At 73.0% G+C, this 12,762-nt stretch carries 11 protein-coding genes; 1 reads left to right on the forward strand and 10 read right to left on the reverse strand.

The window, feature by feature from the left end; all coding sequences use genetic code 11:
* Positions 1–93 precede the first annotated feature (93 nt).
* From ACFPZN_RS20950 to ACFPZN_RS20965, 4 genes are all read right to left on the reverse strand, one after another.
* Entirely contained in the window at positions 94–1,788 is a 1,695-nt protein-coding gene (locus tag ACFPZN_RS20950; protein ID WP_378283740.1) for a sigma-70 family RNA polymerase sigma factor, read from the reverse strand.
* A gap of 6 nt (positions 1,789–1,794) precedes the next feature.
* Positions 1,795–2,151 carry a YciI family protein gene (locus ACFPZN_RS20955; RefSeq protein ID WP_378283741.1) on the reverse strand — a complete coding sequence of 119 codons (357 nt, stop codon included), beginning with the start codon at positions 2,149–2,151 and terminating at the stop codon, positions 1,795–1,797.
* A gap of 319 nt (positions 2,152–2,470) precedes the next feature.
* The gene (locus tag ACFPZN_RS20960; protein ID WP_378283742.1) at positions 2,471–5,071 is read right to left on the reverse strand and encodes an FtsX-like permease family protein; all 2,601 of its coding nucleotides are present in this window, start codon (positions 5,069–5,071) and stop codon (positions 2,471–2,473) included.
* A 4-nt stretch (positions 5,072–5,075) separates the two neighbouring features.
* A complete protein-coding gene (locus ACFPZN_RS20965) occupies positions 5,076–5,789 on the reverse strand; it encodes an ABC transporter ATP-binding protein (protein WP_378283781.1) in 714 nt (237 codons plus the stop codon).
* 233 nt (positions 5,790–6,022) lie between these two features.
* Here ACFPZN_RS20965 and ACFPZN_RS20970 point away from each other — a divergent pair, with 233 nt between their 5' ends.
* A complete protein-coding gene (locus ACFPZN_RS20970) occupies positions 6,023–6,523 on the forward strand; it encodes a MarR family winged helix-turn-helix transcriptional regulator (RefSeq protein WP_378283743.1) in 501 nt (166 codons plus the stop codon).
* Positions 6,524–6,566: 43 nt separating this feature from the next.
* Here ACFPZN_RS20970 and ACFPZN_RS20975 read toward each other — a convergent pair whose 3' ends face one another.
* The 6 genes from ACFPZN_RS20975 to ACFPZN_RS21000 form a co-directional block, all read right to left on the reverse strand.
* Entirely contained in the window at positions 6,567–7,640 is a 1,074-nt protein-coding gene (locus ACFPZN_RS20975) for an NAD(P)H-dependent amine dehydrogenase family protein (protein ID WP_378283744.1), read from the reverse strand.
* A gap of 151 nt (positions 7,641–7,791) precedes the next feature.
* Positions 7,792–8,022 (reverse strand): LLM class flavin-dependent oxidoreductase, encoded by a 231-nt coding sequence (locus ACFPZN_RS20980; RefSeq protein WP_378283745.1) that lies wholly within the window; start codon positions 8,020–8,022, stop codon positions 7,792–7,794.
* Positions 8,023–8,169: 147 nt separating this feature from the next.
* Positions 8,170–9,657: an aldehyde dehydrogenase family protein gene (locus ACFPZN_RS20985; protein WP_378283746.1), complete on the reverse strand. Its 1,488-nt coding sequence runs from the start codon at positions 9,655–9,657 to the stop codon at positions 8,170–8,172.
* Between the two features lie 65 nt (positions 9,658–9,722).
* Positions 9,723–10,553, reverse strand: a complete 831-nt coding sequence (locus ACFPZN_RS20990) for an SDR family oxidoreductase (protein ID WP_378283747.1) — start codon at positions 10,551–10,553, stop codon at positions 9,723–9,725.
* Positions 10,554–10,580: 27 nt separating this feature from the next.
* Entirely contained in the window at positions 10,581–11,780 is a 1,200-nt protein-coding gene (locus tag ACFPZN_RS20995; protein ID WP_378283748.1) for a cytochrome P450, read from the reverse strand.
* A gap of 5 nt (positions 11,781–11,785) precedes the next feature.
* Positions 11,786–12,688 carry an SDR family NAD(P)-dependent oxidoreductase gene (locus tag ACFPZN_RS21000; RefSeq protein ID WP_378283749.1) on the reverse strand — a complete coding sequence of 301 codons (903 nt, stop codon included), beginning with the start codon at positions 12,686–12,688 and terminating at the stop codon, positions 11,786–11,788.
* Positions 12,689–12,762 lie beyond the last annotated feature (74 nt).

The following is a 12,762-nucleotide window of genomic DNA, read 5'->3' on the forward strand; positions in this document are numbered from 1 at the left end:
GTTCCTGTCGTCGTGGGCGCGCACCGGTGGCGACGCGCTGGGGCGGGGTCGCCCGTCCGTTTTCGAGGGGCCTGCCCGTGCTGGTCGGCGACCTCACCTGGCGGAGACGAGTTCGGCCAGGTGGTGCAGTGAGTTGGTGAGGTGCTCGGGGCCGAACGGCGGGAACTGGAGGTACTCCCGGATGGACTGCGGCACCGCCGACCAGTCGTAGGTGAGCGTGACCTCGGTCTGGGACGGGCCGCTCGGGGCGAGGTCGTAGCGCCAGGTCCAGCCGCCGAACTCCAGGCGGCCGTCGTCCTTCTCATACCCCGTCAGCCAGCCGATGGCGCGCGGCGGGTCGAGCACCTGGACCTTGTTGGCCACCCGGTAGTCACCGTTGGGATGGCCCGGGTGGTACATGTCCATCCGGAAGATCTGCCCCACCTCGGTCAGCGGCGCCCGGTCGGCGGGTTCCTTAACCCAGCCCGTGCCGTCGATCGCGGCATGGGCCGCCGGGTCCGCCAGCACCGCGAACACCCTCGCGGCGGGCGCCTCGACGGTCAGGGTCGCGCTCACGTGCTCCGGGTCCACGGTGTGCGCCTTCCTTGTCGTCTCATCTCGGGCCTCCCGCTGTAGGCGCGCCCGTCGTGTTCGCAGGAAGGTTCGTTCGGTGTCGTTGGTGGCCAGGGTGATCGCCTCGTCGTAGGCGGTGCGGGCTTCGGCGGTGCGGCCGAGGCGGGTGAGCAGGTCGGCGCGGGTGGCGGGCAGCAGGTGGTAGCCCGGCAGGTCCAGTTCGTCGATGGCGGCCAGTGCCGGCGCCGGTCCGTGCACCTCGGCCAGGGCGACCGCGCGGTTGAGGGCCACGATCGGGGTCGGGGAATGCCGCAGCAGCTGGTCGTAGAGCGCCAGCACCTGCGTCCAGTCGGTCGCGGGGCCGTCGGTGTGGACGGCGTTGATCGCGGCCTGCAGCTGGTAGGGCCCCGGCCGGTCGCGGCGCAGGCACCGGCGCACCAGCTCGTGCCCTTCGGCGATCAGTTCCCGGTCCCACAGCGACCGGTCCTGCTCGGCGAGCACCACCAGCTCGCCCGCGGGCCCCACCCGCGCGGGCCGGCGGGCTTCGGCGAGCAGGAGCAGTGCCAGCAGCCCGAGCACCTCCGGCTCGTCGGGCATCAGCTCGGCGAGCGCCCTGGCCAGGCGGACGGCCTCCAGGCACAGGTCGGTGCGCAGCAGCTGTCCGGAAGTGGAGGTGTATCCCTCGTTGAAGACCAGGTAGAGCACGGTGAGCACCGGCGGCAGCCGGTCGGGGAGCTCGGCGGCCTCGGGGACCCGGTAGGGGATGCGGGCGTCGCGGATCTTCTTCTTGGCGCGGACGATCCGCTGGGAGACGGTCGTCTCGGGCACCAGGTAGGCACGCGCGATCTCGGCCACCTCCAGCCCGCCGAGCAGGCGCAGGGTGAGCGCGGTCTGCGCGAGCGGCGACAGCGCCGGATGGCAGCAGGTGAAGATCATGCGGAGCTGGTCGTCGCGCACCGGCCCCACCTCCTGGGGCTGGTCGGGTCGGTGCAGCAGCAGCGCCTGGGCGTGGCGGGCCTGGCGGGTGGATTCGCGGCGCAGGCGGTCGATCGCCCGGTTGCGGGCGGTGGTCACGATCCACGCGCCGGGATTGGGCGGCGCCTGGTCCCACTTCTGGACGGCCACCGCGAACGCGTCCTGGACGGCCTCCTCGGCGAGCCCGATGTCACCCAGCAGGCGGGTCAGCGTGGCCACGCACCGGCCGTACTCCGCCCGGTAGACGCTGTCCAGATCCATCCGCGCTCATTCCCCCGGCTCGTCGTTGAACGGCCGCACCTCGATCGGTGCCCCGCAGGCCAGCGCGCACTTCTCGGCCCAGGCCAGCGCCTGGTCCAGGTCGTCGCACCGGATCACCCAGAACCCGCCGAGCTGCTCCTTGGTCTCGGCGAACGGGCCGTCGGTCATCGTGGTCGTGCCGCTGCCCGGGCGGACGACCGTGGTGGCGTGCGAGGGCGCCAGGCCGCCGACGAACACCCACGAACCGGCGGCCCGCATCTCGTCGGTCACCTTGCCGGTCCGGGCCATCTGCTCCTGGAACTCCCTCTCCGACGGCTCCGGCGCGCTCTCGTCGAGCAGGACGGCGAGCAGGTACTGCTTCATGGCGAACTCCTCCAAGGGATCAGGCAGACAGGCGGCGGGTGATGGGCGGGATCACGATCGCTGCGTCAGCATCAATAGCGGTTTCGCGGGAGCGGTGGCGGTCATCGTGGGCCTCCGGTGTGGCGACCGGCCGTTGCCGGTCTCTCACCTTGGCTACGAACGGCCTCGACGCCATTCGACATCACCGCGGAAAATAAATCAGAAGACGTACTCGCGACCGCGTCCGGGCCGGACCCCCGGTTCTTGGGGTGCGGTGTACCTGCCCTGTTGTGAGCTGCCGCCACCAAGGGCGGGCCCCGGGTGGCGTGCCTCCATTGGCCTACTCTGCCTTGGCGGCTTCCAGGATGGGCACGGCCGCGGCCCGGCGCGCGGGTAGCGCCGAGGTCGCCAGGGTCGCCACCGCGGCGCCCGCCGCGACCAGAGGGAACAGCCACCACGGCGGGTCCGGGCGCAGGAACGAGCTGCCGGTCGTCACGTGCAGCAGTGTCAGCGTGCCCATCGCGATCACCACGCCGAGGATCGTGCCGAGGGCGACCACGGTGGCCGCCTCCCAGCGGACGATCGAGCGGATCTGCCTCATGGTCGCGCCCACGGCGCCCAGCAGCCCGAACTCCCGGGTGCGTTCGGCGACGCTCATGGACACCGTGGTCGCCATGCCGAACAGCGCGAGCAGCAGCGCCATGCCGACGAAGCCGTAGGTTGCCCGCAGGGGGCGGGTGAGCGAGTCCGAGGCCGCCTTCACGTACGTGTCACGGTCGAGGACGCGCACGCCGGGCACTCCGGCCACGGCGCGTGCCAGGGCTTCCGGGGAGCCGCCCCGCACGAGGACCGCCCGGGTCGCGGCGTTGGCGTCGAGCCGGTCCATCGTCGTGGGCGCCACGAGCGCCTGCTCGGCGAACAGGTGGGAGGGGTCGTGGTAGGCGCCCGCCACCCTGAGCTCGACCCGGCCTTGAGCGCCCCGCACGACGATCTGCTGACCGCGCCGCAGGCCCCGCTCCTTCATGACGGTCGACGACAGCGCGATCTCACCGGGACTCAGCGCGGGCGGCCGGCCGCCCAGCCGCAGGACGTCGCGCAGCCCGCTCTGCTCGGCGCCGCTGACGAGGAAGTGGAACGGCTCAGGCTCCTCCCCCGGTTCGAGCCGGTCCGGCAGGGGCGACACCAGCTTGACCTCGGTCTGGGTGAGGGCCGCCGCACGCGACACTCCCGGCGTGCCCGTCACCCGTGCGGCGACGTCCCGGGCCACCGGCGCGGGCGCGCCCTCGGCGGTCCTGGCGGTCGCCGTGATCGCGTGCTCGGCCGCCATGACCTGCCGTCCCGCCTCCCGGAAACGGTCGTGCACCGACATCGTCACCAGTGCCACGGAGGCGACCAGCGCGACGCCGAGCATCAGCGACGAGGCAGCCGAGGAGACCCGGCGCGGGCTGCGGGTGATGGTGGCGTGCGCCAGCCGCCCGGTCTCCCCGCCGGCCAGCGTCCCGAGACGGCCCACCAGCCCGCCCAGCGGCCCCACGAAGAACGGGGTGAGGACGGCCAGCCCGGTCATGGCCATCATCGCACCGAAAAGGATCATCAGTGAGACGGCGAACGTGCGGTCCTGGCCGGGCGGATCACCGACGCGGACCGCGACCGCCACCGCGCACCAGAAGCCCGCGCCGGCGAAGATCGCCGAGGCGGCCAGCAGCCGCGGCCACCGGCGTTCCCGGGTTTCGGTGGCGGTGCTGCGCAGTGCCTGGACGGGCGAGACCCCCGCGGCGCGGCGCGCCGCCCGCCAGGCGGCCAGCTGGGTGACCAGGATCCCGGCCGCGACCGGGACGCCCAGCGCGACCCAGCCGAACTGGGCGCCGGCGGCCGAGACGTCGAAACCGTCCCGCGCGAACAGCCGGGTGATCAGCGCGGACAGCGGATAGCCCGCGGTCACGCCGCCCGCCGCGGCGATCGCGCCCATCACCAGCGCCTCCAGCCGGATCAGCCGTTTGATCTGCCGCGGCGTGGCGCCGATCGCCCCGAGCAGCGCCAGCCGCCGGGTCCGCTGCCGCACCAGCGTGCCGAAGGTGTTGGCCACCACGAACAGGCCGACGAAGATCGCCACGGAGGCGAGCATGCCGACGACACCGGCGATCGAGGCCCCCTCGCTCGCCGCGGCGGCGGTCTGCGCACGCCGTACGGACTCCGCGGTGCGCACCGTGGCCGCGCCGTCCAGTTCCCGGGCCAGCTCGCCGCGCAGCCGATCGGCGGGCACGCCCGGCGCGGCCTTCACCCAGACGCCCTGCCAGCTGTCCGCGGGCAGCATGGCGGCGCGCCGGACGGTTTCGGGCGGGGCCAGCACCAGGTCGCCGGCGGCCACCGCGCCGCGGCCCTGGACGCTGACGACTCCGGTGATCCTCACCCGGCGTGTCTGGCGGGGCAGTGTCAGCGTCATCATGTCGCCGACGCGCACCTTGCCGGCGCGCGAGATGTGCTCGACGACCGCCACCTCGCCGTCGGTGGCGGGGGCGCGCCCCGCCTCCAGCCGGTAGGGGTTCAGCCGCGGGTCCGGTACCCAGGGACGCAGCAGCGTGCGGCCCTCGGCCGACGCGGTGATCGCACGTCCGCCGGGGCGGGCGGCCGTCACCGCCACCGCGGCGTCCCCGGCGGCCGCCGCCACCCCGGGTCGGGACGCGATCCGGTCCAGGCTGATCCGGCCGTCGGGCGGCGCGTACGGGTCGTCCGGATCCACCGTCCCGCCCTGGACCAGCACGTCCGCGCGGAAGTACTCGCTGGCGTCACTGCCGGCCACCGCCTCCTGGGCGCGCAGCGCGAACTGCAGCGAGCCCGCGATGAGCGCGATCGACCCGAGCGCCGCCAGCAGGGTGGCGGCCAGCCGCAGCCAGCCCTCGGTGAAGGATCGGCGCGCGATCAGCCACATGGCGTTGCCCACGGCCTCAGCCCTCCATCCTGCGCATCCGGGCGTGCACGGCGTCGATGGTGGGCGCGGCCAGCTCGTCGACGATCGTCCCGTCGGCCAGGAACAGCACCCGGTCGGTGTGCGCGGCGGCCACCGGATCGTGCGTCACCATGATCACCGTCTGCCCGTAGGAGTCCACGGCGGTGCGCAGGAAGCCCAGCACCTCCGCGCCGGAGCGGGAGTCGAGGTTGCCGGTGGGCTCGTCGGCGAACAGCACCTCGGGACGGGTCAGCAGCGCCCGCGCCACCGCCACCCGCTGCTGCTGCCCGCCGGACATCTCCGCGGGCCGGTGCGCCAGCCGTTCGCGCAGCCCGAGCGCGTCCACGATCGTGTCGAACCACCGCCGGTCCGCGGGGCAGCCCGCCAGCCGTCCGGTGAGCAGGATGTTCTCCTCGGCGGTCAGCATCGGCAGCAGGTTGAACGACTGGAAGACGAAGCCCAGCCGCTCGCGGCGCAACTCGGCGAGCCGGGTGCGCGACAGGCCGGTGATGTCGACCTCACCGACGACGACGCTGCCGGAGGTCACCGCGTCCAGACCGGCGAGGCAGTGCAGAAAGGTCGACTTGCCCGACCCCGACGGCCCCATGATCGCGGTGAACTGCCCCCGGACGAAGGTCGCCGAGACGCCGCGCAGCGCCGTCACCGCACCGTCGCCGGACCCGTAGGTCTTCACCAGGCCGGCGGCGGACATGACCTGGTCGCGGACACGCTCGCCGCGCGTGGTGGCGGTCACCGATGCCCTCCCGCGAGGTGAGGGAACGTGCGCAGCACGTCGTCCCGGGCGATGGTCCGGTGCTCGCGGCATCCCGGTCGCCTGAGCGTGCGTCGGCGGGTGAGGGCGGACATGAACGTCTCCTGATCGACGGCAAGACTGACTGAGATAATCTCATCTGAGACTATATCAGCCAGTACTACAATGAGCGGATGCTCGACGACCTGCTCGAACGCCTCCTGTCCGGGGAGGGCGGCCCGGCCGCCGATCACGTGGGGCTCGGCATGCTCCTCGCGGAGGCCCACAACCGGAGCCGGGAGCGGCTGAACCAGGCGTTGCGGCCGCTGGGCATCAACGTCCGCGGATTCGCCGTGCTCCTCGCACTGCCGATGTACGGCCCGGTCAGCCAGCGGGACCTCATCGGCCACATCGGCATCGACAAGTCCACCATGGTCCGGCTCATCGACGAACTCGAGGACGGGGGGCTGGTCTCCCGCGAGCGGGTGCCGCAGGACCGGCGCGCCTACTCGATCGTGCTGACACGCCGCGGCGAGCAGACCCTGGCGAAGGCGCGGCAGACCGCCGAACAGGTCGGCGGGAACATCTTCGGCGGGCTCACCGAGCCCGACCGCGAGCACCTCGTCGACCTGCTGCGCCGCCTGGCCGAACAGGCCGCCCCGCCCCGGCCCGACGCCCCCCGCCCACGGACATGAGCCGGTTGCTCCATTTCGGGGTCAGTCGCTGGTCCCGGCGCTTTCAGGCGAAGGCGTGGCGGGGAAGTGTGATCGGCAGGTCGAGTGAGCTGAGGAGCCCTGGCGGCGCCTCGACGACGTAGGGCACGGCGTTGACGACCCGCATGGCCGTCGCCTTCATGGCGCTGTTGCCCGCGTCGTGGCCTTCGGCCTCCCCGAGCGAGAGCCGCACGTCGATGTTCGGCTCTCCTTCGATGCTGACGAGGTAGGTGGCGTCATGGTCCGAGGTGGGCCAGTCGGGGGCGACATGGCGCGCCATGCGGATCACGTGCTCGATCACGATCGCCTCGCGGCCGCCGACGATCCCGCCGGCGACCGTGCGGACCGCGCCCACCGTGCCCGCCGCGATCGTGCCGAACGCGACCTCGATCTCGCGGTCGGTGAGGGCGCGGTCGAGGCGTCCCCGTACCTCGTCGAGCTCGACGCCCATGCCCGCGGCGATCAGCGCGATCGGCGCCCGCCACGCCGCCGGGATGAAGCCCGGGCGGGTGATCCCGGGTTCGAACTCGAGGGGCCGTCCGAACCCGAGCCCGTCGACCATCGCCGAGGCCACCGGGTAGTGGTCGTTGAGCGACACCTCCGTCGCCCGGATCGTGTGGACGGTGCCGGACTGCGTCGCCGCGACGAGCGCGAGCTGGTCGGAGGCGAATCCGGGGAAGATCCCGGATGCGTACAGGGACGCACGGCCCTTGGCGGCGGCCTCGGCGAGGCGGTCGCGGGCCTCAGGGTCGTAGACCGGCGGGAAGACCAGGCGGGTGGACGTGGTCGAGACGACGTCGATCCCGGCGGCCAGGAGCCGTTCGTAGTCCGGGACGGCGGCGGCGTCGCGTTCGGGGCCGCTGGCGGCGTACACGACGCAGTCGGGTCGCAGGGCGATCAGCGCGCCGGCGTCGCCGGTCGCCGGGAGGCCGATCGGGTCGCCGCCGCTGAGCTCACCGGCGTCCCGCCCGACCTTGTCCGGAGAGTGCACCCACACTCCCACCAGTTCCAGGTCCGGGCGGCGGGAGATCGCCCGGATGGCATGGGAGCCGATACCGCCGGTGGACCAGACGCCGACGCGGATCGGTGCTTCGTTCATCTGGGGCTCCTGGGGGTCAGGTTCGTGCGCGGCGGACGGCGTCCGCCGTGCCTTCGAGGTAGGGCCGGGCGGCTCGGGCGGAGCCCGCACGCCGGCACGCCGCCTCCTGCGATCATGATTCTCGGACCGCCGGGGCTGACCGGCGGGGGCGTCACATGGATGCGGCGACCGTCTGCGACGACCGGCCGCCCCGGAGGAGTTCCAGCAGGAGGGTCAGCTTCTCGTCGGCGAGCCGGCCCCGGCCCGCGGTGTCGAGGCCGAAGTGCTCGTTCTCCTCGCGGCGGTGCCCGATGCCGAAGACGTAGCCGACGCGGCCTGCGCTGATGCTGTCGAGGACGGCCATCTCCTCCGCGAGGCGCACCGGGTCGTGGAAGGGCAGCACGACGGCCGCCGGCGGAGAGCACGGCCATGGCCGTGCCCCGGTCCTCGCCCCACGCGCACATCTCGAGCGCGGCGGCGTAGAGGTCGGTGGTGGGTGCGCCGAAGGACGGCGCCCGCATGCCGAACCGGAGGGTGAACACGTGGCACCTCATGGCCGCCGGGACGGGGGTTCCGGGCTCACGGGCCAGGCGACCGACTTGGTCTCGAGGTACTGGTCGAAGCCGGCGTGGCCGTTCTGGCGGCCCACCCCGCTCTCCTTGTAGCCGCCGAAGGGAACGTCGCCGCCGACGGCGGCGCCGCCGTTGACGCCGATCACGCCGGCCCGGATCCGCCGGGCGACCGCGAGGCCCCGTTCGAGCGAGCCCGACATCACATTGCCGGCGAGGCCGTAGGCGCTCTCGTTGGCGATGCGGACGGCGTCGTCCTCGTCCTCGAACGGGATCACCGACAGCACCGGCCCGAAGATCTCCTCTTGGGCGATGGTCATCCGGTTGTCGACGTCGGCGAACAGCGTCGGCGCGACGAAGAAGCCCCGATCGAGCCCGGCGGGCGGCTCGAGCCCTCCGACGAGGAGCCGGGCGCCCTCGTTGACGCCGGTGCGAATGTAGCCGAGGATCCGCTCGCGCTGTCTGGCGGAGATCACGGGGCCGGTGAGCGTGCCGGGGTCCTGCGGGTCGCCGACGGGAGCCCCGCGGTACAGGGCCTCCAGGAGTGCGACGCCCTCCTCATAGCGCGACCGCGGCAGCAGCATGCGGGTCGGTACCGCGCACCCCTGGCCGGCGTGCATGCACGCCGCCATCCCCAGCAGGGTGGCCACCTCCAGATCGGCGTCCTCCAGGACGATCGTGGCCGACTTCCCGCCCAGCTCCAGGAAGAGTCGCTTCACCGTGGCCGCGCCCTTCTCCATGATCCGCTTACCGACGGCGGTCGAGCCGGTGAACGAGATGAGGTCGACCTTCGGGGAGAGCGTCAGCTCCTCCCCGACGAAGTGGTCCGAGGACGTCACGATGTTCACCACGCCAGGCGGGAAATCGGTCCGCTCGACGATGAGCCGGGCGAGACGGGTGGCGTTGCAGGGCGTGTTCGGAGCCGGTTTGAGGACCACGGTGTTCCCGGTGGCGAGCGCCTGCCCCAGTTTGTTGAGCGTCACGTCGACCGGGTAGTTCCACGGCACGATGGCGCCGACGACGCCGACCGGCTCCTTCCAGACCCGCCGGGACGTCAGGGTTCTGGTCACCTCGACCACGGTGTCGCCGAGGTCGGTCTCCCAGGGGTACTCGTCGATGAGCCGCGCCGGGTGGGTCAGGGCGCTCGCCAGCGGGACGTCGAGCTGCGGGCCGTGGGTGGTCATCCGCGGGCAGCCGGCTTCGAGGATCAGTTCCTCGCGGAGTTCCTCGCGCTCCTCCTCCAGTGCCGCCTGGAGCTGCTCCAGGCATCGCCTGCGCAGTGCCCGGTCGGTCGGCCAGTCCGTCTCGTCGAAGGCCCGCCGTGCCGCGTCGATCGCACGGTGCATGTCGGCCTTCGACGCGTCGGCGACCTGTCCGAGCACCTCCTCCGTCGCCGGGTCGATGTTGTCGAAGGTCCCCGCCTCCCCCTCGACCAGCTTGCCGTCGACCAGCATCCTCGTCTCGAACACGCGCTCCTCCCGGGCCGTGGTGGTGAACAGGTGGTCAGGTGACGCGGCGGTGCCGGGCCGGCGGGTCAGCCCGTCGACAGGCGGCCCATGAACAGGTCGTACAGTCCCTTGCCGGCCTCCCACGAGCCGGACGCCGAGGACATCATGTGGCCCGAGTCGACGAGCAGGGTCACTCCGCTGATCCCGTCGGCGGCGCCGCTGTTGAGGAACGCCATGGCGTTGCCCATCTGCTCGGGGGCGTGGACTTCGAGCCCGGCGGCGTCCCGGTAGTCCTGCGCGAAGGCGAGCCAGAGGTCGGCGTTCGCCCGCGCGAGCGGGGTGTCGGTCGGCCCCGGGCAGATGGCGTTGATGCGGATTCCCTTGGCCATGAGGGGATAGGACTGGCGGGCCACGTAGGTGTTGATGACCTGCTTGCTGAAGCCGTAGTTGTCGGTCCCCTCGTGCGCGTCGACCCAGTCGGCGGCCGAGCCGGAGTCCTCGGTGGCGAGGAGGTCCAGGATGGCCGGCAGGTTCGACTCCCAGCCGATGCCGGCCACCGAGGAGATGAGGCAGACCGCCGAGCCTCGGGTGAGGAGGCCGTCACGCAGCAGCGCGTCGATGATGTGCCGGTGGCCGATGAAGTTGACCCGCATGAGCTCGGGTCCGTCGGCGACGCCCGCGGCGGCGAACAGCGCGTCGATCGGCCCGTCGAGCTCCCCCAGGGCGCCGTCGATCGCCGCCGGGTCCCTCAGGTCGACCTTGACGGCTCTGGCCACCGGGTGGTCGACCGGTGCCAGGTCCATCACGATCACCTCGCCGCCGAGGTCGGCGACCCGGCGCGCGGCGGCCGCGCCCATGCCGGTGGCGCCTCCGACGACGAGGGCGCGCTTGCCGTCGTAGCGGTACGGATCAGTCATGGACACGCCTCCTGGGCGATGTGTCGGTCATCGGACACGCACGGGCAGGCGTTCCCAGCCGCGCACGCTGGCGGTGTGCGCCTTGGCGGCGCGGTCGTGGTCGACCTCCCACGCGGGCCAGCGCTTCAGGAACTCCTCCAGCGCCACGCGGCCCTCCAGCCGGGCGAGCGAGGCGCCGAGGCAGAAGTGCGGGCCGTAGCCGAAGGCGAGGTGGGAGCGGGCGGTCCGGTGGACGTCGAACCGGCCGGCGTCCTCGAAGCGCCGCTCGTCGCGGTTGGCCGCCCCGTTCAGCAGGAGCATGATCGAACCCTCCGGCACCGTCCGGCCGTGGACCTCGACGTCGCGGGCCACGTGCCGCGCCTGGACCGGGGAGGGCGCCTCGAACCGCAGCACCTCCTCGATCGCCGCGGGGATCAGCCCGGGGTCGCCGACGATCGCCTCGCGCTGGGCGGGATGGTCGGCCAGCAACTGCATCGCGAAGCCGATCAGGCGGGTGCCGGTCTCGTTCCCCGCCCCGGCCACCATGTTCGTGTACGTGAGCACCTCGGTGCGGGTGAGCCGGCGCCGCACGCCGTCCTCCTCGACCTCGGCGTTGAGCAGCTCGGTCATCAGGTCGTCGGAGGGGTGTGCGGCCCGCCAGTCGATGTACTCGGCCACCAGGGCGTTGGCGTCGTCGAAGGAGCGGGCGTCGAACTCGGCGGGCGCCCCGTCCCGCAGCTCCAGGTTGTCGTCGGAGAAGTCGCGGATGGTCCGCTGCGCCTCCTCGGGGATGCCGAGCAGGTAGCCGATGGTCCGCATCGGCACGAGCACGCCCAGGTCGGCGATGACGTCGAGTTCGCCCGCGCCCGCCAGCGGGTCCAGCGCCTTCGCGCAGAAGTCGCGGACCAGCGGTTCGACGGCCGCCATGCGCCTGGGCGTGAAGACCCGGGACAGGACGCCACGGTGCAGGTCGTGGATCGGCGGATCCTCGAAGAGGATGATGCCGGGCGGGATCTCGACGTCCGCCTTGATGATCTCGAAGATCGTGCCGCGCCCGGACCGGTAGGTCCGCCAGTCGAGGAGCGCGGGTTCGACGTCGTCCCAGCGGCTGAGCGCGTAGAAGCCGTGCTCGTCGTTGCGGTACAGCGGCGCCTCGTCCCGCAGGCGCTTCCACACCGGGTAGGGGTCGTCGTCGATCTCGACGTCGCAGGGGTCGTAGTAGACCGCGGCGCCGGTCGTGTCGGACACGCTCATCACCCGCTGATGCTCGGTCGGCCGGACGGGGGGTGGACGGTGCCGCGGAGCGACCCCGGCCTCGGCAGGCCCATGGCCGTCGCCATCAACCGGTGCATCACCCGAGCGGGCAGCAACCGGTTGGCGTGCAGGAGCACGCGGGCGTCGAGCCCGACGGCGCGCCGCGCGAACGGGGCACGCTCGCGCAGCGCCCGCTCGACGGCGGGCGCGAACCGTTCGGGCGGCGCCGCGAGCCGTATCGCCCTCCGGCCGCGCTTCTCGAGCGGTGTGGTGAGCGCACCGTACGGGCCTTCGGGATCGGCGTAGGACACGGTCTGCTCGAGGATCTCGGTCGTGAACGCACCGGGCACCAGCAGTGTGACGCCCAGTCCGAAGGGGGCGATCTCCGCGGCGAGGGCCTCGGCCCAGCGCTCCACCGCGGCCTTGGCCCCGGCGTAGGCGCTGACCGTCGCCATGCCCCGGATGCCGCCCTGGCTGGAGAGGATCACGATGCGGCCGCGGCCGGCGGCGCGCATCGGGGGCAGCAGCTCCTTGGTCAGGAGGACCGGCCCGAAGAGGTTGGTCCGGAAAAGCCGCTCCCACGCCTCGGCGGGCAGTTCCTCCACGGTCCCGGCGGCGGCGACGCCGGCGTTGTGGACGATCGCGTCGGGCGCCCCGACCGCCGCGACGATCTCCGCGGCCGCCTCGACGACCAGCGCGGGCTCGTCGAGGTCGAGCCGGACGGCCGTGAGCCGGGGATCGTCCGAGACCGCGCCCGTCAGGTCCCGGAGGCGCTTGAGGCCCGCGTCGGGCGAGCGCACCGCCGCGACGACCCGCCAGCCCCGGCGGTACAGGTGCGCGGCCGTGACCAGGCCCAGGCCCCGCGACGCACCGGTGACGACAACGCTCGCGGATCCGCTCAACGGAGGAACCCCCGCTCAGAGGCCGCCCGCCGCCGGGTAGCGTCTTCCGCGCACGGCCCTGCGAAGCGCGCCTC

The sequence above is a fragment of the Actinomadura rugatobispora genome, from assembly GCF_042656285.1.
GTDB classification, from domain to species: domain Bacteria; phylum Actinomycetota; class Actinomycetes; order Streptosporangiales; family Streptosporangiaceae; genus Spirillospora; species Spirillospora rugatobispora.